This is a genomic window from Salmonella sp. 2020_1459, assembly GCF_043847915.1.
GTDB classification, from domain to species: domain Bacteria; phylum Pseudomonadota; class Gammaproteobacteria; order Enterobacterales; family Enterobacteriaceae; genus Salmonella; species Salmonella enterica.
In genome coordinates, this window is sequence record NZ_JBCMFA010000003.1 from 184143 (window position 1) to 207623 (window position 23481).

Sequence of the window (23481 nt, forward strand, 5' to 3'; positions counted from 1 at the left end):
GAAACGCATTCGCCCCCTTATCACTATTGTCAGATAACGTTCTGACGGTTGTGTAAAAACATTGTGCCTCATTCTTCTGTAGTTGGAGTTAATATGAAAAAATTTTATAGCTGTCTTCCTGTCTTTTTACTGATTGGCTGTGCCCAGGTGCCCCTCCCTTCCTCCGTGAGCAAACCGGTACAGCAACCTGGCGCTCAGAAAGAGCAACTGGCCAACGCAAATAGTATTGATGAGTGTCAGTCTCTTCCGTATGTGCCGTCAGACCTTGCGAAGAATAAATCATTATCAAACCAGAACGCTGATAATTCCGCATCAAAAAATAGCGCAATCAGCTCAAGCATTTTTTGCGAAAAATATAAACAAACCAAAGAACAGGCGCTCACCTTCTTCCAGGAACATCCACAATACATGCGTTCGAAAGAAGATGAAGAGCAACTCATGACCGAATTTAAAAAAGTTTTACTTGAACCCGGAAGTAAGAATTTAAGCATATATCAGACGTTACTTACTGCCCATGAAAGACTGCAAGCCTTATAAGGCCATATCACAGTTGGCTGAACTCATCATGATATAATTAAGACCATATTTTGCATTGCCACTTAATATCAATATAATTATTATAGCTATGGTCACTTTTACGGTTGGCCATTTGTCTCTTACGTTGCATTTATCAATCTGCTTTTTGATACAGCAGCACCTCGCTGCTGCTTTTTTTATTTGCGATAAAGAACTGCCTCCCAGACTCGGGAAAATAGCCGAAACTTATACTGACAAACTATCGTCTCGTATATCGCGGTAAACTGACATCCCCCTCTTTCTCCACATGTTGGCATTCTTACGATATCCCATCCACTTTTCGCGGATAACGTTCTTTTTACCCGTGACAACGTATTGACGACCAAGCTAGTATAGCGGCAGAAACGTCCCGATGTCTGGAATGAATGGCAAACAGTCTATAAGGTGATTGAATGGATACGACAGAAGAACTAAACGGAACCTACTTCTACCACGGACAATCGAACCTGTCAGCAGGTGAACTATTTGATGTAATTTTCCTTGAGCAATTTTGTGATGAACCTGGGATTGGCATTGAGTCAGGTGCTGCTATCCTCGCCGGGCAACCGTGGTTAAAAACCAGAACGAAACCGGGAGAGGCAATCAAAGGGACAAGTGTTATCTCCAGGTATGGGAGAATGCTTTTACGAAATGCACGAACTCCTTTTGGTATTAGAGTTCCTACACCCGTTGGTATAAGAATGCGAAAAACAAATAATCTTGCCGCAGTCATAGCACGATATGTTCCATGGTTAGGTTGGGTTGGTCTTGTGAATTCAATTTACCAGGTATCAAGGAGAACTCAGGCAAAATACAACCTAATAGCACGCCCTAAAGATCGTATACAATGGACATCCTTTTGATGGACACAATTCAGCAAGAGGTGTTAGCACTCTTCCGTGAAGAGATTCCCGGATATTTAGACAGCAATTGGAAAGAAATCCCTTTAGAACTTGATTCTGATTTATTTGAAGCTCCAGGCGATGACCTGCATGAAGCTTTGGATAAATTTGAAAAAAAATTTAATGTAGATTTATCACAAGTTAAATGGTCGTGTTATTTCCCTTGGGAGAATACTCCACTGCTTACACGATGGTTTAAATTAAAACGGGAAGATGTAGAACGAACTCGTAAGCCTTTAACAATCAGAATGTTTTCTGAATCAGCGAAAGCTGGGAAATGGCTTTATGATTAATGAAAAATATGTCGAATTAATCAGGAGCTAATTACTATGAATTTTGTTAATCGATTAAAATTAAAAGTAGTAAATTTCATATACTTTTCAAATTAAAATAATGTGTTGTATCTACCTTTCGACCACCAGTAACTCTGACGCCATCCGTTTTAAATTGACCATTTGGTTCTGGTGGTATATCGCGAGTAGATATTTCTGAAGTGCTTGACTATTCACTCTTTTTTAGCCTGCATGTATGGTGGCGACGATGCTGTTACATAGGTACCGGTATATTACCAAATTGATTCTGCCAGATATCCCGCCTCACGTAGAGCATTCATAATTTTATTCGCTAATTCATACTGATATTCATACGAGGTATTCTCCATGGAAAATACCGTTAATTCATATTTATAATACAGCCAACCATCATTCTCATTTATCAACTTAGGATTACAGTCATAATTTCTTTCTATTGTAATCATTGTATTTTCGTATCTTAAATATAATAAGTTCACTTTTATTATGTCTGGAATCCCTTGGGATAAAAAATCAATTAACTCATATTTATCCAGATCAGACTCAACAACGATTGTGAATTCAGAGTTAACTTCTTCCATTATGGAACCTCAATATATGGGCCTCTATTAAACGGTGATGATTGTTTCATTACCGATACCTGTATTTTTGTTACATCATCCGGATGAAAGTGTAGGATATACATCCTCCCATATGCCACCTTCATCACCAGGGCCTAATGCACGCCGTTGAGCCTTTGTTGATTTTTAACCTTCTGATCTTACTCAGCAATAGTGGACACGCAACTAAGTGAGTAAACGCTCAAGCAAGAGGTGACTCACATGACAAAACCAGCATCAACCACCAATAAGCCACGCAAGCAGCACACGCCTGAAAGCCCTGAAACTGGCGGAACGCATTGGGGTGGCCGCTGCCACCAGCGAGCTTAACCTGTATAAATCACAGATCTACAGCTGGCGAAACTCAGCTCTCTTCTTCTGAACGTGAGCAGGAGATGTCCGCCGCTTAGGGTTGTGTCCCTATTACGCGGGTAGGATCAATCAAGCAGTTACGGCAAAAAAGAGAATCATGGATATATTTAGCAAACTCCCTGATGATACGTAATCAGTGAGATTAAAATAATGCAATCGCGATAAACCGAAGTTAATCCCCTGTTTAAAGACAGTGAGCGACCTTCTTGCCATGCCTGGACTATATCAGCCTCATATGTACGCCTTGAAAGCGTACAGATATGTATTATAATTGTACATATTGTTCATAAACAGGAGGATGAAAACCATGCCTCAGATAGCTATAGAATCTAACGAAAGGCTGTCGTTACGTGTATCGACGGATGCCAAAAAGTTGATAGTCCGCGCTGCGGCAATCCAGCAAACCAACCTGACGGATTTTGTGGTCAGTAACATACTACCTGTCGCACAGAAGATTGTTGATGCCGCCGAACGGGTATATCTGACGGAGCGCGATACTAAAATGATCATGGAAATTTTAGATAACCCGCCAGCGCCGAATGAAAAGCTTCTTGCCGCTGCTTTCGCCCTGCCGGACATGAAGAAATGATGTTTACAGACTGGCATGAGGCCGCGATAGGGAAAACCCACAATCGAATGAATTTTGATTGTGGGGATGCCGATCTGAACCAATTCCTGCAACGCCATGCACGACAAAATCATGAGAAAGGGACAACGAAAACCTATGTTGCGCTTGATAATTCGGATGTTACACGTATCCACGGCTTTTACTCAGTCAGTCCTGCATCACTGATATATGCACAGGTTCCCGGCGCAATCAGCAAAGGATTAGGGAGATACGATGTGCCGGTGTTTCGTCTGGGTCGTTTAGCCGTAGACAAATCTATGCAGGGGCAAGGGCTGGGAGCACAACTTTTGTTATCTGCCGGAAAGCGTTGCATACAGGCGGCTTTGCAGGTCGGTGGCGTAGCCCTACTTATTGATGCCAAAAATAAACAGGTCTGCGACTGGTACAAAGGATTTGGCGCAGTACCATTAAACGATCAACCCCTTTCCTTGTTGCTGTCGTTTAAAACGCTTTATGCTGCTTTATCTGCATCTGGTAGGTTATGACAACATGAGGCTTTGTTGAATAATTCAGAATCGGCCAACGATAAGGATACAGGACTCCCACCGGAGCACTCGTTATACGAGCCTGACGCTGGTCGGCATTGCCAACAACGTCATCCGGTTCAGCGCTTTGACCATCGCCATCGCTTCACCCACCTGCGCGTCATAGTTCCGCAGGCTCAGATGGCCGCCCAGCAAGGTTTTGATACGGAACATCGCTGTTTCCACTACTGAACGACGGTGATAGCCCACTTTCTTTTCCAGACCTCATTGCTGCCGCTCCGATGTTGATTTTAAACTTTTGCTTTGCCATCGGAACCCGATGCTGAAACGACAGTAACGATTAGATCCGCCAATCTCTTTATTCAACAAAGCCCCTTCGGGATAGAGCTTCCGCTGAGCGGGAAAGTATGCCTTTGCAATTAATCAATAAAGTGTTGCGCGAGAAATCGTGCATCTTTCAAGCACATCGTCTACTTTAATTAACCGATTCATAAAATATATATTATCTGTTCATTTCTAGCCTGTAGGATATTTTAATAACTGTATATTTTAAACAATAAAAATTAATATTGGCCTACTTTTTTGTTATAATACCAGACTCCAAAATTGTGCTATAGGAACATCATGGAATTAATTCGTTATGCTGACATCAACAGCGATCTCTATCGCCACATTTGGGTCGTTGGTGATATTCATGGATGTTACTCCTTATTGTTAACCAGACTGGCTCAATTAAATTTCTCTCCTGATACCGATCTCTTGATCTCCACTGGAGATAACATTGATCGAGGAAAAGAAAACCTTGAAACACTGAGACTGTTAAATACCCCATGGTTTATTTCTGTAGTGGGTAATCATGAAGCTATGGCGCTTGACGCTTTTGAAACACAGGATGGCAATTTCTGGTATGTAAACGGTGGTTACTGGTACGACTCGGTCACCGAAAAAGACAGGCAAGAAGCCACTGAGCTATTACTAACTTTTAAGCAGCGTCCTCACATCATAGAAGTTGAAACGTCCTCAAAGAAGTACGTGATTGCCCATGCCGATTATCCAGATGACAGCTACGATTATGGGAAGCAAGTTGATATTGATAGCGTTCTATGGTCACGCGATCGTCTGCTTGGTTCGTTACAGGGGAATATCCATCCAATACGCGGTGCGGATACTTTTATCTTCGGCCATATGATTGTTGACTACACAACAACATTCGCCAATCAAATCTACATTGACACCGGTTCTTTCTGTTCAGGCAATCTGTCTTTTTTTAAAATAAAGTAATCTGGAAATAGAATTATATAATATCAACCCTCCCTGCATTATGGGCAATGATATAGCCTTCAATAAGTACCATTGCCCATTCGTAATAGCGTCTAAATTTCGCGTTTTTCTGCCCATTTCAGCATTAAGATCGCAGGCCAAAAAAACGAAGCCGTAATCCGACGCAGGTAGTTACTCGATCGCCTGAGAAGAGTAAAGATCGCACAGCTCCAGATACCTATCGGAAGAAAACGCAATAACCGTGGTGGCGAAATGGATCGGCTTGCCTTCATGCAACACAATCTTGATTACAGTCTCGAGTTCGGAAGCATCCGTTTCCCTCTTAATTTTGTTGAAATTTCTCTTTGTTGCGAGCATGGTCTGAACTAATTGCCTGGCTACTTGCCTTGTTTCGTCAATATTTGGAAAATCGAACACATTTCCAACTTTTACTTTCAAGACAGAACTTGGCTTCCTACCCTCACTGACATTACGATCTGACGAGGCTACTCTTCGCTGGATTACGTAGGTTTTTTTCGTCAAACTGGCTTTTACCCCGAAACCAGCAGGAGCTTGTCTGTGGTCATCGAAAACAATGTAGAGTTTTTGAGCTGGGTTAGCTTCGAAAACGATTTTTCCAGAGCGACTGAGTGCAGGCTTAACATTGATACTTAACTTGTTGATAATGAAAGGCTGGCTGAGAGTTGTTTTCAAAGTATCACCCCTGTTGTAGTCCAGGAATGATGAGAATGTAACCTGTCACATTTTAGGCTACAGGTGAGCTACAAATTTATGGGTTTATGTGAGTTTATAAGGGTTTTACCTGGGGCCACATGAGCACTTGAAAGAATAAAAAAACGAGTAAAATCAATATGAATGAGTCATTTGATAAGGACTTCTCCAACCACACCCCGATGATGCAGCAGTATCTCAAGCTGAAAGCCCAGCATCCGGAGATCCTGCTCTTTTATCGTATGGGAGACTTTTACGAGCTGTTTTATGACGACGCAAAGCGTGCGTCGCAGTTGCTCGATATTTCGCTGACCAAACGCGGCGCATCGGCTGGCGAACCTATCCCTATGGCGGGTATCCCGCACCACGCCGTAGAAAACTACCTCGCGAAACTGGTCAATCAGGGCGAATCCGTCGCTATTTGCGAACAGATTGGCGATCCGGCCACCAGCAAAGGTCCCGTTGAACGTAAGGTCGTGCGTATCGTTACGCCTGGCACCATCAGCGATGAAGCCCTGTTACAGGAGCGTCAGGATAACCTGCTGGCGGCTATCTGGCAGGATGGTAAAGGCTACGGTTACGCCACGCTGGATATCAGCTCCGGGCGCTTTCGTCTGAGCGAACCCGCCGACCGTGAAACGATGGCCGCAGAGCTGCAGCGCACCAATCCCGCCGAACTGTTGTATGCCGAAGATTTTGCTGAAATGGCGTTAATAGAGGGACGCCGGGGTCTGCGCCGTCGCCCGTTGTGGGAGTTTGAGATTGATACCGCCCGCCAGCAGTTAAATCTGCAATTCGGTACGCGGGATCTGGTCGGTTTCGGCGTCGAAAATGCCTCGCGTGGATTATGTGCGGCAGGCTGCCTGTTACAGTACGTAAAAGATACCCAGCGCACCTCCCTGCCGCATATTCGTTCCATTACGATGGAACGCCAGCAGGACAGCATCATTATGGATGCCGCGACCCGCCGCAATCTGGAAATTACCCAAAACCTGGCCGGCGGTGTCGAAAATACCCTCGCCGCGGTGCTTGACTGTACCGTGACGCCAATGGGTAGCCGAATGCTTAAACGCTGGCTGCATATGCCGGTACGAAATACCAACATATTGCGTGAACGCCAGCAGACCATCGGCGCCTTGCAGGACACCGTCAGCGAACTGCAACCGGTGCTGCGTCAGGTCGGCGATCTGGAGCGTATCCTTGCGCGTCTGGCGCTGCGCACCGCGCGTCCGCGCGATCTCGCCCGAATGCGTCACGCCTTCCAGCAGCTGCCGGAATTGCACGCTCAGCTTGAAACCGTTGACAGCGCGCCGGTACAGGCGTTGCGTAAAAAAATGGGCGATTTCGCCGAGCTGCGCGACCTCCTGGAACGCGCCATTATTGACGCGCCGCCGGTACTGGTCCGCGACGGCGGCGTTATTGCGCCCGGCTACCATGAAGAGCTGGACGAATGGCGCGCGCTGGCGGACGGCGCCACCGATTATCTCGATCGTCTGGAAATTCGCGAGCGCGAGCGTACCGGGCTGGATACGCTGAAAGTCGGCTATAACGCGGTACATGGTTATTACATTCAGATTAGCCGTGGTCAAAGCCATCTGGCGCCCATCAATTACGTGCGTCGCCAGACGCTGAAAAATGCCGAACGCTACATTATTCCTGAGCTTAAAGAGTACGAAGATAAAGTTCTGACCTCGAAAGGCAAAGCGCTGGCGCTGGAAAAACAGCTATATGACGAATTGTTTGATCTGCTGTTGCCGCATCTGGCCGATTTACAGCAGAGCGCCAACGCGCTGGCGGAGCTGGATGTGCTGGTTAACCTGGCCGAACGCGCCTGGACGCTGAATTACACCTGCCCGACATTTACCGATAAACCCGGTATCCGTATTATCGAAGGTCGCCACCCGGTGGTTGAACAGGTACTGAATGAGCCGTTTATCGCTAACCCGCTCAATCTGTCGCCGCAGCGCCGGATGTTGATCATTACCGGCCCCAATATGGGCGGTAAAAGTACCTATATGCGGCAAACGGCATTGATCGCCCTGCTGGCCTATATCGGCAGTTACGTTCCGGCGCAAAACGTGGAAATCGGCCCCATCGACCGTATTTTTACCCGCGTCGGCGCAGCGGACGACCTGGCTTCCGGGCGTTCGACCTTTATGGTGGAGATGACCGAAACCGCGAACATTCTGCATAATGCCACGGAAAACAGTCTGGTATTGATGGATGAAATCGGGCGCGGTACCTCCACGTATGACGGGCTGTCGTTGGCCTGGGCCTGCGCGGAGAATCTCGCGAATAAGATTAAAGCGTTAACGCTGTTCGCTACCCACTACTTCGAGCTGACCCAATTACCGGAGAAAATGGAAGGCGTGGCGAACGTCCACCTGGATGCGCTGGAACACGGCGATACTATCGCGTTTATGCACAGCGTGCAGGACGGCGCGGCAAGTAAGAGCTATGGCCTGGCGGTCGCGGCGCTTGCGGGCGTCCCTAAAGAAGTCATCAAACGCGCGCGCCAAAAACTCCGCGAGCTGGAAAGCATCTCGCCCAATGCGGCGGCAACGCAGGTGGACGGCACGCAAATGTCGTTGCTTGCCGCCCCGGAGGAGACATCGCCCGCCGTTGAAGCGCTGGAGAATCTCGATCCGGACTCCCTGACGCCACGCCAGGCGCTGGAGTGGATCTATCGGCTGAAAAGTCTGGTGTGAACGTGTCGGGCCCGATAGCGCCGCGTTATCGGGCCCACGCGCCGGAACAGGCTTTTCAGGCTGTGACTGTCGTTTCGTGTAAATGACGCCAGACTATCCGTCCTCTTTCCCTTTTTAAAATGACCGTCGACCAGCGTACCGTCTCGGCCTGGCCCGGCAGTTGCTGTCGCTCACGATAACGCAGCGCGGCGCCTTCCGGCCACTCCGCCACAAGGTCAATGTGCTCAACCACGATAACCAGACCCGGGCGACACGCGCGCTGCGCCTGGAAAAAAGCGCCAAGCGCCGGATAATCCAGACAAACACCGCCTGGCGTTATCATCGTAAAATCAGCAGCGAAACGCGCTATCAACGCCTCCAGGCTACCCATCTCCTTACTAAGCCAGTTCTCAATCGCCGCATGGGCGTGAATAATTTCATCTTTATATGGATTCATGGTCTTTCCTTTTTCAGGCACAGAAGTGCTTGTCTATTGTTTAGACAGACAGCGTAAATAAGGGGCAGCAGGGTGATACCGGCGGCGGCAATAAAGGTCCAGCGATAAGCAACCTCAAGCGACATAACGCGCTGGAGCGCATTTAACAGCAGCGTCAACAGCGTCGCGCCAAGGAAAAAGCTGATCTGACGATTAAGATTCCATAGCGCGCTGGCGTCAGGCATGTCCCGGCGAGCAATAGTCAGGAAAGCGCCACTCTGCGCGGTACTGCTGCACAAACTGCCGCCAGCGCCCATTAAGGCGAATATCATCATCAGTACACGGTGCGATGTCGCAGGCGTAACGTTAGTTAAAAGCAGTATCCCTGCGGCCTGAAGAAGACAGCCGACGATAATCAGCGGACGCGGCCCAAGCCGATTGAAGTAACGTCCGGTAAGCATAATGGCGACAAATGAAGCGATCGACCAGGGGATCATCAGCGACCCCGCCGCCGCAGGCGATAGCTGCGCGACGTTCTGTAGATAAAACATCCCGACCACGCTGATACCAATGAACATACCCGGTACGCACAGATAGACGATCATGGCAAAACGCAGCAGCCTGTCCGTCAACAGCGGCAGATGGAGCAATCTTGTTGACGCCATTGTCGTCGACGCGGCGTTCAGCCAACGATAAGCGAGCAATAAAGTGAGAACGGCCACCGGCAGCGTGGCAAAGAATATCCAGCGCCAGCCGCACGTTTCCACCAGCAGCCCGCCAATCGCAGGCGAACATGCCGGCGCCAGTAGCGCCACCATCATGACAACCGATGACACGCCAGCGCGTTCATGCGGTTCAAACTGTTGCCAGGTTAACGCCTGACCAACCGGGATCAATAAGCCACCGCCCGCCCCCTGCACAATACGCCAGAAAACAAGGCTGTGTAAGGAATCGGCAAAACCTGCGGCAGCGGCGGCAACGCTAAACAGAATGAGCGAAAATATGATCAGCCGTCGTGCGCCGAGATAACGTGAAAGAAACGCGCTAAACGGAACGATCAGCGTTAATCCTGCGATATAACCATTACTCACCCATGCCAGCGCCGATATGGACGTATGCAGATCCACGGACATCGCAGGAAAAGCCACGCTGGCAATAAACAGATTAATCAGATCAAGAAAGAAGCCGAGCAGGTAAACCACTGCCACTTTACTGCGATACGTCATTATGCATCCTCCGTCAGAGGCGCTAATGTAGCCGTCCGGAGAAAGCCAGATAAGTCCGCGCTTCAACGATATACTGTCAAAATAATTTTGACAGTAAAGGAGCTCGCCATGCTCAATTTGCAGCGTATGTCGCTGTTTATCGCCGTGGTAGATAGCGGCAGCTTCACGGCCGCCGCCGCCGCATCGGGCCAAACAAAAGCAGTAGTGAGTTTTAATATTCGGCAGCTTGAAAAAGAGCTTGGCGTAACGTTATTGCTACGTTCCACCCGACGACTGACGCTCACAGACGCCGGCGTCCTCTTTTACCAAAAAGGCGTGAATTTACTCAACGCAGCGAAAAATTTGCAGGATGAAGTGCGTGCCAGCCATAGTGGGCTGGGCGGCGAGTTACGTATTACCACTACGCCCGAGTTTGGCGAACAGGTGGTCATTCCGGTACTGGCGCAGTTTAGTCAGCGCCATCCCGATCTCCGTATTCGGCATATGTCCTCATCACATCATGCCGATTTAATTGCCGAGCGCTTTGATGTGGCGATTCGGCTTGGCTCGCTGGCCGACTCCCGCTATCGCGCCGCGCTGATATCCCGCTTTACCATTCTGCCGGTCGCCGCGCCGCAGTGGCTCGCCCGCCACCCCGTGTCGTCACTGGAGTCGTTGGCCCAGGCGGAATGGATTATTCATGAGCGATTACCTACGCCGCTACGGTGGACAGTAACGAATAATCATGGCCAACACTCACGCCTGGAGATAAGCAAAGCCGGCAAAATTTCTGTCGACAGCGCGCGCTCGCTGATGGCCTTCGCTCTCGCGGGAAGCGGCGTCGCATTACTGCCGCAATGGTTAGTCAACACCGCACTGGAGGATGGAACGTTAATTCACCTGTTACCCGACTATCATTTTCCCCGTCAGGGCATTTATGCCGTTTACCCGGACGCCCGCCATGTATCGACAAAAGTACGCGCATTTATTGATTTTTTACGTTCGCAATGGAATTGCGGGGAGCACGCCCCATCATTGTAGCCAGTCCGGGAGCATTGCGCTCCCGGACGGATAATACCGTCTTAATCCTTAACTACCAGCTTGTCTTTGATCCCCTGCGCCTGCCAACGCACCCACAGCATAATTGCCGCCAGAACAACAATCGGCAGTAACGGATCGAGCCAACTGCCGCCGGAACCGAACAGCAGGTTAATCAGCGCCACGCCGGTGCCGCCAATCGCCCAGGCAATGGTCGTCGGTACAGACCAAACCACCATCTGCTGTTTGACATCAGAGACGCCCATCATGCGGTTAACCACCCAGAACAGGCTATCGTTGAAGTAGCCGAAAAACAGCGACCCCATCGTTGCGGCCTGAGCGGCAAGCAACATATTGATGCCGGGGATCTGCGCCAGGATCGGCGCGGAAATCGAGGCGGCAGTGATCATCGCCACCGTCCCCGATCCCTGAATCAGGCGTACCAGCGTCGCCACGATAAACGGGATCAGGATCGGCGAGATCGGCAGGTTGGCAACCTGCTCCGCCAGTTGTTGCCCCGCGCCGCTGTCGCGCAGGATCGCGCCCAACGCGCCGCCAGCGCCCGTGACCAGTAAGATAATCCCGGCGCTTTGCAAGCCCTCTTCCAGACGCTCTGCGGTGGTATGTTTATCCATACGCGGCACCAGCGTATACACCGCCAGCAGAACGCTGATGGCCAACGCGATCACTGGACTTCCCACAAAGTTGATTGCCTGTACCACCGGATGCGTCGCCAGGCCGGACCATCCTTCTACAGTGGCGAGGGTGGAACAGATAGCCTTCAGGAAGATCAGCACGATCGGCACCACAATAGGCAGCAGAGAGAGCGTCAGGCTCGGCAGATCCTTTTGCTCTTTCTCTTTATTGTACTGCTCCAGCGCGGCATTGACTTCATCGGCGTTCAGCGTACGCGGCACGAAATCAGGGTAGCGTTTATCCAGCCACCGCGCATAGAACACAATGCCGATCACACAGGGCACCGCCAGCGCCATCCCGGTCAATAACATTGCGCCGATGTCGACGTTAAAAATCCCGGCTACCCCCAGCGGGCCTGGCGTCGGAGGTACCGTATGGTGAGTGACCACCAGCCCGCCCGCCAGCGCGACGCCCAGCGTCAGTAGCGAACGTTTACCGCTTTTCGCCAGCGCTTTCGCCACCGGATAAAGAATGACAAAAGCGGAATCGACGAAAATGGGGATGCTGACAATATAACCCGTGATCGCCAGCGCCCACTCTTCACGGCGTTTCCCCAGCCATTTGATAAAGCTCCAGGCGATACGCTCCGCCGCGCCGGAAACCTCCAGCAAGCGCCCCATCATTACGCCGAGACCAATCACCAGGCCAATGCTGCCCAGCGTCGTACCGAATCCGCTGGTGATGACAGAGAGCGTTTTATCAATGCCCATTCCCCCCAACAGACCGGCGATGCAGGCCGCCGCCAGCATCGCGATCAGCGCATGAACACGGGTGCGTAACACCAGCCATACCAGCACGAAAACGGCAACGATCAGACCGATAATTGGGGTCGGTAAACTTGTCATGACCTCCCCTCCATATCATCTTGTCGAAAGCGTTCGATAATGTCATCGAAGCGTTTATCGGCGACAAAACCTAACGCCAGCGCACGCTGGTTATCGATACGTCCCGGCCAGGAGGCGACAATTTTCTCGACGCCTTCGTCGCGCTGATGCGTAACCCGATCGCGCGCCGCCTGGCCGCCCGCCTGACACAACGTTTCCAGCATCTCGCCCACGGTTACGCTGATCCCGGGTAAGTTGATGCTGCTCGCCTCGCCAGGCGCGGGTAACGTTGCGGCCAGCGACAGGTTATGGATCACCGTCGCCGGGCTGGAAATCCACAGCCGCAAACTTTCCGACACCGGGCAGACGGTCGTCTCGCCCTGCAACGGTTCACGAATAATCGCGCTGACAAAAGAAGAAGCGGCGCGGTTTGGTTTACCCGGGCGAACACAGATCGTCGGCAAACGCAGCGCCAGCCCATCCACATAGCCTTTGCGGGTATAATCGTTGACCAACAGTTCACAGGCGGCCTTCTGCGCGCCATAAGACGAGCGCGGCGTGAGCGCGGTGGTATCGGTGACGCATTCCGGCAGCGTACCGCCATAAACGGCAAGCGAGCTGGAGAAGACAAAACGAATTTTCTGCGGTTGTCGACGACACGCCTCAAGTAACTGGCGGGTAAGATCCAGGTTAACTTTCCATCCCAGATCAAAATCGTCTTCCGCATGACTGCTGACAATCGCAGCGAGATGATAAACAACAGAGGTATTAGCGGTAATCACATTCTCCAGCACGCCCGGCTGGGTTAAGTCAGCTTCCAGGCAGCGTAAACGAGGGGAATCTGATAACCGTGCAGGCATTTTTAAATCAACAAGAAGCAGTTCGTTAAACGCCAGCGATGAGTTTAATAAGGCGCTTGCGAGTTTCTGGCCTAAAAAGCCGCCCCCGCCGGTAATGATAATCTGCATCCGGATGTCCTCTTTATTGTTGTGTAGGGTAGTTCAGGGTTAGCGCCAGGCGTTAAACCAGCCAAGCCCGTCCTGAGTGGTATTCCGTGGTTGGTATTCGCAGCCTATCCAGCCGCGATAACCTACGTCATCGAACAGCCGGAACAGCCACGGGTAGTTGATCTCGCCATCATCCGGTTCATGTCTGTCCGGTAGCGAGGCGATTTGTACATGGGCATAGCGGCCCGCATACTCGCGAATCAGGTGACTCAAATTGCCATCCACTTTTTGCGCGTGGAAAGTGTCGAGCTGGATGAACACATTCGGGCGGTCAACCTCTTCTGCGATGCCCAGCGCCTGATATTGGCTGGAAAAGAGGTAGCCGGGTTTAACGCCGGGACTCAGCGCTTCGATCAAAATACGTTTATCGTGGGCGGCAAACCGGTCGGCGGCATAACGCAAATTATCGATAAACGTGGCGCGATAACGTGCGCCATCAGCGCCATCCGGCACTACGCCCGCCATGATGTGAACCTGCTCGCATTCCAGCGCCAGAGCGTATTCCAGAGCCAGATCGATATCGGCGCGCGCGTCGTGTTCGCGCCCCGGTAGCGCGGCACGTCCCCATTCGCCCGCCGCGGTATCGCCCGCCGAAGTATTAAACAGCGCCAGCGTCAGATTATGACGCGATAGCTGGGCTTTAATCTCGCTGGCGGCAAAGTCATAGGGGAACAGAAACTCAACGGCCTGAAAACCGGCTTCAGCAGCGGCGGCAAAACGCTCGATAAACGGCGCTTCGGTAAACATCATCGACAAATTGGCGGCAAAACGCGGCATCGGGTTATCTCCTTAACTGCGCAATTTCTTCGGTGGTTAAATAACGAATCGGGCGTTCGCCAAGGATAAAAATCAGCTTTGCCGTCTCTTCCAGCTCCTCGGTATTATTAGCGGCTTCCTGCAAATTCTCCCCGCACACGACCGGCCCATGATTAGCCAGTAAAAAGGCCTGATGCCGGGCCGCCAGCGCAGCCAAATCGCGGGCAATTCGGTCATCTCCCGGGCGATAGTAGGGAACCAGCGGAATGTCCCCCATCCGCATCACCACATAGGGGGTAAACGGGCGAATCACATTTTGCGGGTCCAGTCCTTCGAGGCAGGAAAGCGCCGTTGACCAGGTGCTGTGCAGATGCACCACGGCCTTGCAGCAAGGGTTATTGCGATACAACGCCAGATGAAAACGCACCTCTTTAGACGGTTTATCGCCGCTGAGCCATTCGCCCTGCGGGTCCACTTTGGATAGCCGCTGCGGGTCGAGATTACCCAGACACGAACCGGTGGGCGTCGCCAGAATATTGCCGTCCGGCAGTAACAGCGAGAGGTTGCCTGCCGAGCCGGTGGCATAGCCGCGCTGGAAAAACGAGGCGGCTATCCTGACCATCTCTTCTCGCAAAGCGTGCTCTTCTTTTGCCAGTGTCGTCATACCTGAAACTCCCTTTGAGCGCGGATGAAAAAGGATTCATCGCCAAAATTGCCTGACTTTAGCGCCAGCGAGACTGGCGCATGGAGCGCGTTGACCCACGGCACGCCGGGTGAAATGCACGGTCCGATGTGAAAACCGGTAATACCGAGGCTTTGCGTCACCACGCCCGAGGTTTCGCCGCCCGCCACGATAAACCGGGTGATACCGCCTTCCGCTAAGCGAGCGGCCAGCAGGGAAAAGAGCGCCTCTACCGCATGGCTGGCTTCGGTAGCGCCATATTGCTGCTGGATGGCGGCCAGCGCCTGCGTGGAGGCGGTGGCGCTAATCATTGGCGCCAGTTCGCTGTCCTGACTGAGCACCCACTGCGCCAGCGCTTCAGCGTAGGCCTCGCGCGTCTCGGATGACAGGCAGCGCGCCACATCAACGTCGCATGTGGGAGCATGTTGTCGATAGAAAGCCACCTGCTGATTCGTCATTTGCGAACAGGAACCGGAAAGCACCACCGCGCGGCCGCTCAGCGGATAGCCTGCGGAACGGGCCTGAGAAACGCCGTGCTTCGCCCACTGACGCGCCAGCCCCATTGCCAGCCCGGAACCGCCGGTCACCAGTGGAGCATCACGCAAAACCTCGCCCTGAATTTCCAGGTGCCGCTCATTGAGCGCGTCAAGTACCGCGTAGCGATATCCTTCCTGCTGTAAACGCGACAGCGCCGCACGGGTCGCGGCAACGCCTTCATCAAGCGTCTGAGCCGGAATAACGCCGCAGCGCCCTTGCGCCTGCGCTTCCATCAGACGCGGCAGGTAGCTGTCGGTCATCGGATTGATAGGATGGTGGCGCATACCGGACTCCGCCAGCAAGTGGTTCATGACAAACAGATAGCCCTGATAAACCGTGCGTCCGTTAACCGGCAGCGCGGGAGAAATCACGGTAAATGAGGTATCCAGCGCCACCATCAGCGCATCGGTGACCGGGCCGATATTGCCTTCGGCGGTACTATCGAAAGTCGAGCAATATTTGAAATAGACTTGCTGGCAGCCCTGTTTTTTCAGCCATACCAGCGCCGCCAGCGATTGTTTTATCGCCTCTTGCGCCGGGCATGAGCGGGTTTTCAGGCTGATAACCACCGCGTCGCACCCTTCCGGTTGCGTCCCGGTTGGGACATCATTGATCTGCACTGTCGGCATCCCGTTTTCGACCAGAAAACTGGCGATGTCGGTCGCGCCGGTAAAATCATCGGCAATGACGCCAATTTTTAACATGACGGCTCCTCAGGCGTGACGCCAGGCAGAGTAATCCCCGAGAAAATTTTGATCACAGCGCTGTCATCCTCTTTGCCATAACCGGCGTTACTGGCGCTGGTGAACATATTTAACGCCGTAGAGGCCAGCGGTAAGGGGAAGCGCAGCGCTTTCGCCGTGTCGGCAACCAGCCCCAAATCTTTGACAAAAATGTCGACGGCCGAACGCGGGGTATAGTCGCCGTCAACGACATGCTGCATACGGTTTTCGAACATCCAGGAGTTGCCGGCGGCATGGGTCACGACGTCATACATCACGTCCAGAGGAATACCGGCCCGCGCGGCCAGCGCCATCGCTTCGGCCGCCGCCGCAATATGCACGCCAGCCAGCAGTTGATGAATGATTTTGACGGTTGAGCCTGCGCCCGGCGTATCGCTGATGCGATAAACGTTGCTGGCAACGGCGTCCAGCACAGGCTTCAGGCGGGTAAATGCCGCCTCGCTCCCGGAGGCCATCACCGTCATTTCGCCCTGCGCCGCTTTTACCGCGCCGCCGGAAACCGGCGCATCCAGCATGTTAAGATTCAATGCCGTCAACGCCGCGGCGATCTCTTGTGCGTCGGCGCTTGAGATCGTGGACGAAACCATCACCGCGCTTCCGGGTTTCATCAGATGGGCGACGCCATCCTCACCGAATAACACCTGTCTGACCTGGGCGGCATTGACGACCAGAATGACTAACGCATCCACGACGCCGGCGAACTCCCTGGCGCTGGCGGCAGCCCCACAAGCCCCTTCAGCAAGAAGATTCGCGCACGCTTGCGGGTTAAGATCGGCCCCCCATGTGGAAAGCCCGGCGCGCAGGCATGAACGCGCAGCGCCCATTCCCATTGAGCCAAGCCCCACAATGCCGACATGAAAATCAGTTCCTGTTGTCATTATCACTCCATGTTAATTTACGTGATATTATGTTTTGTTATGTGAATATAGGCGTTTTTGTAAACAATTGCGGTGAGTTATTTCACAAAAAATAACAAAATGTGTTATTTTTTGTGAAGGCAATCCTCATAGAACTTCACACGCTGTGACGAGAAATCGCGTAAAATCGCGACAGGACTAAAGAAAGGAGCAGACGTTGATACCTACTGAGCGTCGACAAATCATTCTTGATATGGTGGCGGAGAAAGGCATCGTCAGTATCGCTGAACTGACCGAGCGCATGCATGTATCCCACATGACTATCCGCCGTGATTTACAAAAACTGGAGCAGCAAGGCGCGGTAATCCAGGTCTCTGGCGGCGTGCAATCATCGACTCGCGTGGCGCACGAACCCTCGCATCAGATCAAAACCGAACTGGCGACGCCGCAGAAAGCGGCGATTGGCAAACTGGCCGCCAGCCTGGTACAGCCAGAAAGCTGTATCTACCTTGATGCAGGTACGACCACGCTGGCGATCGCCAGGCAGCTGGTTACGATGAATAAACTTACGGTGGTGACGAATGATTTCGTTATCGCCGATTACCTGATGGACAATAGCGATTGCACAATTATTCACACTGGCGGGGCGGTATGCCGGGAAAACCGGTCGTGCGTCGGTGAAGCCGCGGCGACGCTTTTGCGTGGGTTGATGATTGACCAGGCCTTTATTTCCGCCTCTTCCTGGAGCGTGCGCGGTATTTCAACGCCGGCAGAAGATAAAGTCACGGTGAAACGGGCCGTCGCCAGCGCCAGCCGCCAAAAAATTCTGGTGTGCGACGCGACCAAATACGGCCAGGTCGCTACATGGCTGGCGTTACCGCTGGCGGAATTCAACCAAATCGTCACCGATGACGGCCTGCCGGAAAGCGCAATTCGGGCGCTGGCCAAAGTGGATATCTCACTGCTGATGGCCAAAAAATAGCAAAGCGGCGCAAGCCGCTTACGTCATCATCTTGCGTACCAGTTGCGTAAACTGTTCGCGTTCTTCAGCGCTCAGTCGCCCCAAAAACTCATCGTCAACGCGATCCCCCAGTGGTATCGCGGCGGCGAGCAACGTTTGGCCCTGAACGGTGAGATAGACAAAACGCCGACGTTTATCCAGCGGATCGTTTTCTCGCTTTACCAGCCCACGATTTTCCATCCGGCTTAACATCTCCGCCAGCGTCGCTTTAGTGCTGACCGCCGCTTCGGTCAGATCGACCTGTTCAATACCCGGATGTTCAGCAATAACGCGCATCACCGCATATTGAGGTTTGGTGAGCTCCGGTAGTTCATGCTGCCAGCGTGCGGTATGTTGCTGAAAAAGTTGGCGTAACAGATGAAACGCGGTGTTTCGTAACTCCATGAGCGCTCCGGATAAATTAACTTTTTCTATCATAACGACTTATGCACGGTTTTTTAATGACGAATGCTTTAGCTAAACGTGCGCAGGCATCGGGAACGATCTTGTCGCAAAGGCCGTGTGGGCGTATTTTGATCAAAATGTTCGTATACGAACGATATTTGAGGTAAGAAATGAGATTGATTGTGGGGATGACCGGTGCGACCGGCGCGCCGCTTGGCGTCGAGCTACTCCAGGCATTGCGGGCGATACCTGATGTTGAAACGCATCTGGTAATGTCAAAGTGGGCGAAAACCACTATTGAACTGGAGACGCCCTACACGCCCGCTGAGGTAGCCGCCCTGGCAGATTATTGTCATAGCCCGGCCGATCAGGCGGCGACCATTTCCTCCGGCTCATTTCGTACCGACGGCATGATTATTATCCCCTGCAGTATGAAAACACTGGCGGGGGTTCGCGCCGGCTATGCCGAGGGGCTGGTGGGACGCGCTGCCGATGTCGTGTTGAAAGAGGGTCGCAAGCTGGTGCTTGTGCCGCGGGAAATGCCGCTCAGCACGATTCATCTGGAAAACATGCTAGCGCTTTCTCGTATGGGGGTGGCGATAGTGCCGCCCATGCCCGCGTTCTACAACCTGCCGCAAACCGTTGACGATATTATCCAGCACATCGTAGCGCGCGTTCTCGACCAGTTTGGTCTGGAGCATACGCGCACGCGCCGCTGGCAAGGACTGCGACAGACAGCAAATTTTTCACAGGAGAATGGATAATGGCATTTGATGATTTGCGCAGTTTTTTACATGCGCTGGATCAGCAGGGACAACTGCTGAAAATCAGCGAGGAAGTGAATGCGGAGCCGGATCTCGCCGCCGCTGCCAACGCAACGGGACGCATCGGCGATGGCGCGCCCGCGCTGTGGTTTGACAATATTCGTGGTTTTACCGACGCCCGCGTGGCGATGAATACCATCGGTTCCTGGCAGAACCATGCCATCTCACTGGGTTTGCCGCCTAACACGCCGGTTAAAAAACAGATCGATGAATTTATTCGCCGCTGGGACAATTTTCCGGTAGCGCCGGAACGACGGGCGAATCCGGGCTGGGCGGAAAATACCGTCGACGGCGACGCAATCAACCTGTTTGATATCCTGCCGCTGTTTCGTCTGAACGACGGCGACGGCGGATTCTATCTGGATAAAGCCTGTGTGGTATCACGCGATCCGCTCGATCCCGATAACTTCGGCAAGCAGAATGTCGGCATCTACCGCATGGAAGTTAAAGGCAAGCGTAAGCTGGGTCTGCAACCAGTGCCGATGCATGATATCGCATTGCACCTGCACAAAGCCGAAGAGCGCGGAGAAGATCTGCCGATTGCGATCACGCTGGGTAACGATCCGATCATTACCCTGATGGGCGCAACGCCGCTGAAATACGATCAGTCAGAGTATGAAATGGCAGGCGCGCTGCGTGAAAGCCCCTATCCTATCGCCACCGCGCCGTTGACCGGTTTTGATGTGCCGTGGGGATCTGAAGTCATTCTTGAAGGGGTCATCGAAAGCCGTAAACGTGAAATTGAAGGACCGTTCGGCGAATTTACCGGCCACTATTCCGGCGGTCGCAACATGACCGTGGTGCGTATCGATAAGGTCTCTTATCGCAGCAAACCCATTTTTGAATCGCTCTATTTGGGGATGCCGTGGACGGAAATCGACTACCTGATGGGGCCGGCGACCTGCGTGCCACTGTATCAACAGCTGAAAGCCGAATTTCCGGAAGTGCAGGCGGTAAACGCCATGTACACCCACGGCCTGCTGGCCATCATCTCGACCAAAAAACGCTACGGCGGCTTTGCCCGCGCGGTGGGCCTGCGAGCGATGACAACGCCGCACGGTCTGGGATATGTGAAGATGGTGATCATGGTCGATGAAGATGTCGATCCATTCAATCTGCCACAGGTGATGTGGGCATTGTCGTCGAAAGTGAATCCGGCAGGCGATCTGGTACAGCTACCGAATATGTCCGTCCTGGAACTGGATCCGGGCTCAAGCCCGGCGGGGATTACCGACAAGCTGATCATTGACGCCACCACGCCGGTTGCGCCAGATAACCGTGGTCACTATAGCCAGCCGGTTGTTGATTTACCGGAAACTAAAGCCTGGGCTGAAAAGCTGACCGCCATGCTGGCCAACCGTAAATAAGGAGTAACCGATGATTTGTCCACGCTGTGCCGATACACATATTGAACTCATGGCGACTTCGCCGGTAAAAGGAGTCTGGACGGTATATCAGTGTCAGCATTGTCTGTATACCTGGCGCGATACCGAACCGTTACGCCGTACCAGCCGCGAACACTATCCACAAGCGTTTCGCATGACGCAAAAAGATATTGATGACGCGCCAATGGTGCCGAGTATCCCGCCGCTGCTGGCAGAAGACAAACGGTAAAAAAAAGGCCAGTCTGTCGACTGGCCTTTTTTTGACAAGGGTACTTACTCGCGGAACAGCGCTTCGATATTCAGCCCCTGCGTCTGCAGAATTTCGCGCAGACGGCGCAAGCCTTCAACCTGAATCTGACGAACACGTTCACGCGTAAGACCGATTTCACGGCCTACATCTTCCAGTGTCGCAGCTTCATATCCCAGCAGACCGAAACGGCGCGCCAGCACTTCACGCTGTTTGGCGTTCAGTTCGAACAACCATTTGACGATGCTCTGTTTCATATCGTCATCTTGCGTGGTGTCTTCCGGACCGTTCTCTTTTTCATCGGCCAGGATGTCCAGCAACGCTTTTTCGGAATCACCGCCCAGCGGGGTGTCTACCGAGGTAATGCGCTCGTTGAGACGAAGCATACGGCTGACGTCATCAACCGGTTTATCCAGTTGCTCTGCAATTTCTTCCGCACTCGGTTCGTGGTCCAGTTTATGCGACAACTCACGTGCGGTGCGCAGGTATACGTTCAGCTCTTTAACAATGTGAATCGGCAAGCGAATCGTACGGGTTTGGTTCATAATCGCCCGTTCGATTGTCTGGCGAATCCACCAGGTTGCGTATGTTGAGAAGCGGAACCCGCGTTCCGGGTCAAACTTCTCGACTGCACGGATAAGCCCCAGGTTGCCCTCTTCAATCAGGTCCAGCAACGCCAGTCCACGATTGCCATAACGGCGGGCAATTTTTACCACCAGACGCAGGTTACTCTCAATCATGCGACGGCGAGAAGCGACATCTCCACGCAGTGCGCGACGCGCAAAATAGACTTCTTCTTCGGCTGTTAACAGTGGTGAATACCCAATCTCACCAAGGTAAAGCTGAGTCGCGTCCAACACACGCTGTGTGGCCCCTTGCGATAACAGCTCTTCTTCAGCCAGGTCGTTATCACTGGGTTCCTCTTCACTCAAGGCTTTTTCGTCAAAAGCCTCTACTCCGTTCTCATCAAATTCCGCGTCTTCATTTAAATCATGAACTTTCAGCGTATTCTGACTCATAAGGTGGCTCCTACCCGTGATCCCTTGACGGAACTAGCAAGTCAAAGCCTGGTTCCGCCGCTTTATCGCTGCGGTAAATAACGCAGCGGGTTTACGGATTTCCCCTTGTAACGAATTTCAAAATGCAAGCGTGTAGAGCTGGTGCCGGTGCTACCCATAGTAGCGATTTTTTGCCCCGCCTTAACTTCCTGTTGTTCCCGGACCAGCATCGTATCATTATGGGCGTAGGCACTCAGGTAATCATCGTTATGTTTGATGATAATAAGATTACCGTAACCACGCAGTGCGTTACCGGCATATACGACGCGCCCATCAGCGGTTGCGACGATAGCCTGTCCCTTACTGCCTGCAATGTCGATCCCTTTATTGCCCCCTTCGGAAGCGCCAAAGTTTTCGATCACTTTGCCATCCGTCGGCCAGCGCCATGCGGAAATCGGCGCGCTGGTTGACGTACTGCTTGCATTTGGTTCGGTCGTGCTTACCGTTGGTGCCGTTACAGGCGCTGTGACAACCGTCCCAGCAGGCTTGTTGTTTGGCAACATTTTGTTAGCACTTTGTTCACCTGAGCCCTCAGAATACGTAATTGTTGGTTGAGACGCAACTGCAACGGTGGAATTTTGTGCAGACCTGGTCACAACTCCTTGCTGTGCTGCATCCGCCTGGGTGATCGCATTTCCGCCAGTAATTGGCGTACCGGATGCGTTACCAACTTGCAAAGTTTGCCCTACATTCAGGCTATACGGGGCAGAAATACTGTTTCTCTGGGCCAGATCGCGGAAATCGTTCCCGGTAATCCAGGCGATGTAAAAAAGCGTATCACCCTTTTTCACGGTGTAAGTACTGCCACCCGTATAGCTACCTTTCGGAATATTCCCATACTGGCGATTGTATACGATTCGCCCATTTTCCATCTGCACGGGTTGTTCCGTGACCGGTTGAGTTTGCATGGGCTGCGTTACAGGACGCTGAACGGGTTGAATTTGCGGCGCTTGTTGCGGCGTTTGTTGCGTCGTCGCGCCCATTTTTGGCGGCGGTGTGATCAACATCCCGGAATTGGTATTTGATGACGAACCACTGTCCACAGACGTGACCGGCGCCGGAGGGTTTGACGAACTGGTACAACCTGCCAGCCATAGTGAAACCAGTGATAGTGCCGCAATGCGACTAACGGTGAATTTTGGGCTTCCCGCGCTCATTTATCCCCCAGGAAAAAATTTGGTTAACAACCAGTGACGTAAGAACCGTGCAACGCATTAAGTGAACACGGGAAAATGTGTTCACGATACGCT

Annotated in this window: 26 protein-coding genes and 2 pseudogenes; 14 read left to right on the plus strand and 14 right to left on the minus strand. The window is 52.2% G+C overall.

The features are described 5' to 3' along the window. Nucleotides 1–93 precede the first annotated feature (93 nt). From invH to ACH0VJ_RS09375, 3 genes are all read left to right on the plus strand, one after another. A complete protein-coding gene (gene invH / locus ACH0VJ_RS09365; RefSeq protein ID WP_000715100.1) occupies nt 94–537 on the plus strand; it encodes an SPI-1 type III secretion system invasion lipoprotein InvH in 444 nt (147 codons plus the stop codon). A gap of 431 nt (nt 538–968) precedes the next feature. Further along, on the plus strand, nt 969–1418 hold the full coding sequence (locus tag ACH0VJ_RS09370; protein ID WP_000381617.1) for an STM2901 family protein: 450 nt from the start codon (nt 969–971) through the stop codon (nt 1416–1418). Beyond that, nucleotides 1403–1750, plus strand: a complete 348-nt coding sequence (locus tag ACH0VJ_RS09375) for a DUF1493 family protein (protein ID WP_001669174.1) — start codon at nt 1403–1405, stop codon at nt 1748–1750. The genes ACH0VJ_RS09370 and ACH0VJ_RS09375 overlap by 16 nt, the downstream gene beginning before the upstream one ends. A gap of 272 nt (nt 1751–2022) precedes the next feature. Here the strand turns inward: ACH0VJ_RS09375 and ACH0VJ_RS09380 are convergent, their stop codons facing one another. Beyond that, nucleotides 2023–2349, minus strand: a complete 327-nt coding sequence (locus ACH0VJ_RS09380) for a hypothetical protein (protein WP_000393302.1) — start codon at nt 2347–2349, stop codon at nt 2023–2025. A gap of 240 nt (nt 2350–2589) precedes the next feature. Here ACH0VJ_RS09380 and ACH0VJ_RS09385 point away from each other — a divergent pair. From ACH0VJ_RS09385 to ACH0VJ_RS09395, 3 genes and pseudogenes are all read left to right on the plus strand, one after another. After that, nucleotides 2590–2768: pseudogene (locus ACH0VJ_RS09385) on the plus strand (IS3 family transposase); the annotation flags it as partial. A 269-nt stretch (nt 2769–3037) separates the two neighbouring features. Continuing rightward, nucleotides 3038–3328, plus strand: coding sequence for a DUF1778 domain-containing protein (locus tag ACH0VJ_RS09390; protein WP_000855692.1), 291 nt, complete (start codon nt 3038–3040; stop codon nt 3326–3328). After that, nucleotides 3325–3852, plus strand: a complete 528-nt coding sequence (locus ACH0VJ_RS09395; RefSeq protein WP_000971655.1) for a GNAT family N-acetyltransferase — start codon at nt 3325–3327, stop codon at nt 3850–3852. The genes ACH0VJ_RS09390 and ACH0VJ_RS09395 overlap by 4 nt, the downstream gene beginning before the upstream one ends. A 72-nt stretch (nt 3853–3924) precedes the next feature. Here the strand turns inward: ACH0VJ_RS09395 and ACH0VJ_RS09400 are convergent. Further along, nucleotides 3925–4139: pseudogene (locus ACH0VJ_RS09400) on the minus strand (IS5/IS1182 family transposase); the annotation flags it as partial. Nucleotides 4140–4476: 337 nt separating this feature from the next. On the opposite strand from ACH0VJ_RS09400, the gene pphB reads away from it, so the two are divergent. Further along, the gene (gene pphB / locus ACH0VJ_RS09405; protein WP_000420452.1) at nt 4477–5133 is read left to right on the plus strand and encodes a protein-serine/threonine phosphatase; all 657 of its coding nucleotides are present in this window, start codon (nt 4477–4479) and stop codon (nt 5131–5133) included. A 171-nt stretch (nt 5134–5304) separates the two neighbouring features. Here the strand turns inward: pphB and ACH0VJ_RS09410 are convergent, their stop codons facing one another. Next, on the minus strand, nt 5305–5826 hold the full coding sequence (locus tag ACH0VJ_RS09410; RefSeq protein WP_000858987.1) for a hypothetical protein: 522 nt from the start codon (nt 5824–5826) through the stop codon (nt 5305–5307). Nucleotides 5827–5984: 158 nt separating this feature from the next. Here ACH0VJ_RS09410 and mutS point away from each other — a divergent pair, with 158 nt between their 5' ends. Then, complete coding sequence (gene mutS / locus ACH0VJ_RS09415; RefSeq protein WP_001005813.1) at nt 5985–8552, plus strand: DNA mismatch repair protein MutS; 2568 nt, start codon at nt 5985–5987, stop codon at nt 8550–8552. A gap of 55 nt (nt 8553–8607) precedes the next feature. Here the strand turns inward: mutS and ACH0VJ_RS09420 are convergent, their stop codons facing one another. Together ACH0VJ_RS09420 and ACH0VJ_RS09425 are read right to left on the minus strand one after the other, a co-directional pair. Next, the gene (locus tag ACH0VJ_RS09420; RefSeq protein WP_031622216.1) at nt 8608–8988 is read right to left on the minus strand and encodes a DUF4440 domain-containing protein; all 381 of its coding nucleotides are present in this window, start codon (nt 8986–8988) and stop codon (nt 8608–8610) included. Beyond that, entirely contained in the window at nt 8985–10193 is a 1209-nt protein-coding gene (locus ACH0VJ_RS09425; RefSeq protein ID WP_000222393.1) for an MFS transporter, read from the minus strand. Before ACH0VJ_RS09425 ends, ACH0VJ_RS09420 begins: the two co-directional genes overlap by 4 nt. Nucleotides 10194–10280: 87 nt before the next feature. On the opposite strand from ACH0VJ_RS09425, the gene ACH0VJ_RS09430 reads away from it, so the two are divergent. After that, a complete protein-coding gene (locus ACH0VJ_RS09430; RefSeq protein WP_000216303.1) occupies nt 10281–11213 on the plus strand; it encodes a LysR family transcriptional regulator in 933 nt (310 codons plus the stop codon). 41 nt (nt 11214–11254) lie between these two features. On the opposite strand, the gene ACH0VJ_RS09435 is transcribed toward ACH0VJ_RS09430, so the two are convergent. Genes ACH0VJ_RS09435 through ltnD form a run of 6 tightly spaced genes read right to left on the minus strand, consistent with a single transcriptional unit; the run spans nt 11255 to nt 17333 of the window. Next, the gene (locus ACH0VJ_RS09435; RefSeq protein ID WP_000202728.1) at nt 11255–12751 is read right to left on the minus strand and encodes a GntP family permease; all 1497 of its coding nucleotides are present in this window, start codon (nt 12749–12751) and stop codon (nt 11255–11257) included. Beyond that, nucleotides 12748–13698 carry a D-erythronate dehydrogenase gene (gene denD / locus ACH0VJ_RS09440; RefSeq protein ID WP_001165730.1) on the minus strand — a complete coding sequence of 317 codons (951 nt, stop codon included), beginning with the start codon at nt 13696–13698 and terminating at the stop codon, nt 12748–12750. The genes ACH0VJ_RS09435 and denD overlap by 4 nt, the downstream gene beginning before the upstream one ends. 39 nt (nt 13699–13737) lie before the next feature. Continuing rightward, nucleotides 13738–14514 (minus strand): HPr family phosphocarrier protein, encoded by a 777-nt coding sequence (locus tag ACH0VJ_RS09445; RefSeq protein ID WP_001136888.1) that lies wholly within the window; start codon nt 14512–14514, stop codon nt 13738–13740. 4 nt (nt 14515–14518) lie between these two features. Next, a complete protein-coding gene (locus ACH0VJ_RS09450) occupies nt 14519–15157 on the minus strand; it encodes an aldolase (protein ID WP_000209068.1) in 639 nt (212 codons plus the stop codon). Continuing rightward, nucleotides 15154–16416, minus strand: coding sequence for a 3-oxo-tetronate kinase (otnK, locus tag ACH0VJ_RS09455; RefSeq protein WP_000912484.1), 1263 nt, complete (start codon nt 16414–16416; stop codon nt 15154–15156). Before otnK ends, ACH0VJ_RS09450 begins: the two co-directional genes overlap by 4 nt. Then, nucleotides 16410–17333, minus strand: a complete 924-nt coding sequence (ltnD, locus tag ACH0VJ_RS09460) for an L-threonate dehydrogenase (protein ID WP_000206958.1) — start codon at nt 17331–17333, stop codon at nt 16410–16412. Before ltnD ends, otnK begins: the two co-directional genes overlap by 7 nt. A 196-nt stretch (nt 17334–17529) precedes the next feature. Between ltnD and ygbI the strand changes: the two genes are divergently transcribed. Then, nucleotides 17530–18294: a DNA-binding transcriptional repressor YgbI gene (gene ygbI, locus ACH0VJ_RS09465; protein ID WP_000613178.1), complete on the plus strand. Its 765-nt coding sequence runs from the start codon at nt 17530–17532 to the stop codon at nt 18292–18294. A gap of 18 nt (nt 18295–18312) precedes the next feature. Here ygbI and ACH0VJ_RS09470 read toward each other — a convergent pair whose 3' ends face one another. Beyond that, on the minus strand, nt 18313–18717 hold the full coding sequence (locus ACH0VJ_RS09470; RefSeq protein WP_000423338.1) for a MarR family winged helix-turn-helix transcriptional regulator: 405 nt from the start codon (nt 18715–18717) through the stop codon (nt 18313–18315). Between the two features lie 170 nt (nt 18718–18887). On the opposite strand from ACH0VJ_RS09470, the gene ACH0VJ_RS09475 reads away from it, so the two are divergent. The 3 genes from ACH0VJ_RS09475 to ACH0VJ_RS09485 are packed head-to-tail and all read left to right on the plus strand — an operon-like array spanning nt 18888 to nt 21155. Further along, nucleotides 18888–19481 carry a non-oxidative hydroxyarylic acid decarboxylases subunit B gene (locus tag ACH0VJ_RS09475; RefSeq protein WP_001237182.1) on the plus strand — a complete coding sequence of 198 codons (594 nt, stop codon included), beginning with the start codon at nt 18888–18890 and terminating at the stop codon, nt 19479–19481. Then, complete coding sequence (locus tag ACH0VJ_RS09480) at nt 19481–20908, plus strand: non-oxidative hydroxyarylic acid decarboxylases subunit C (RefSeq protein WP_000863168.1); 1428 nt, start codon at nt 19481–19483, stop codon at nt 20906–20908. Before ACH0VJ_RS09475 ends, ACH0VJ_RS09480 begins: the two co-directional genes overlap by 1 nt. A 10-nt stretch (nt 20909–20918) precedes the next feature. Beyond that, a complete protein-coding gene (locus tag ACH0VJ_RS09485) occupies nt 20919–21155 on the plus strand; it encodes a non-oxidative hydroxyarylic acid decarboxylases subunit D (protein WP_000562993.1) in 237 nt (78 codons plus the stop codon). Between the two features lie 44 nt (nt 21156–21199). Here the strand turns inward: ACH0VJ_RS09485 and rpoS are convergent, their stop codons facing one another. Together rpoS and nlpD are read right to left on the minus strand one after the other, a co-directional pair. After that, entirely contained in the window at nt 21200–22192 is a 993-nt protein-coding gene (gene rpoS, locus ACH0VJ_RS09490; protein ID WP_000081498.1) for an RNA polymerase sigma factor RpoS, read from the minus strand. A gap of 62 nt (nt 22193–22254) precedes the next feature. Continuing rightward, nucleotides 22255–23337, minus strand: coding sequence for a murein hydrolase activator NlpD (gene nlpD / locus ACH0VJ_RS09495; protein WP_223149274.1), 1083 nt, complete (start codon nt 23335–23337; stop codon nt 22255–22257). Here nlpD and ACH0VJ_RS09500 point away from each other — a divergent pair. After that, nucleotides 23267–23425, plus strand: a complete 159-nt coding sequence (locus ACH0VJ_RS09500) for a peptidase (RefSeq protein ID WP_223148970.1) — start codon at nt 23267–23269, stop codon at nt 23423–23425. The genes nlpD and ACH0VJ_RS09500 overlap by 71 nt on opposite strands. Nucleotides 23426–23481: the final 56 nt, after the last annotated feature.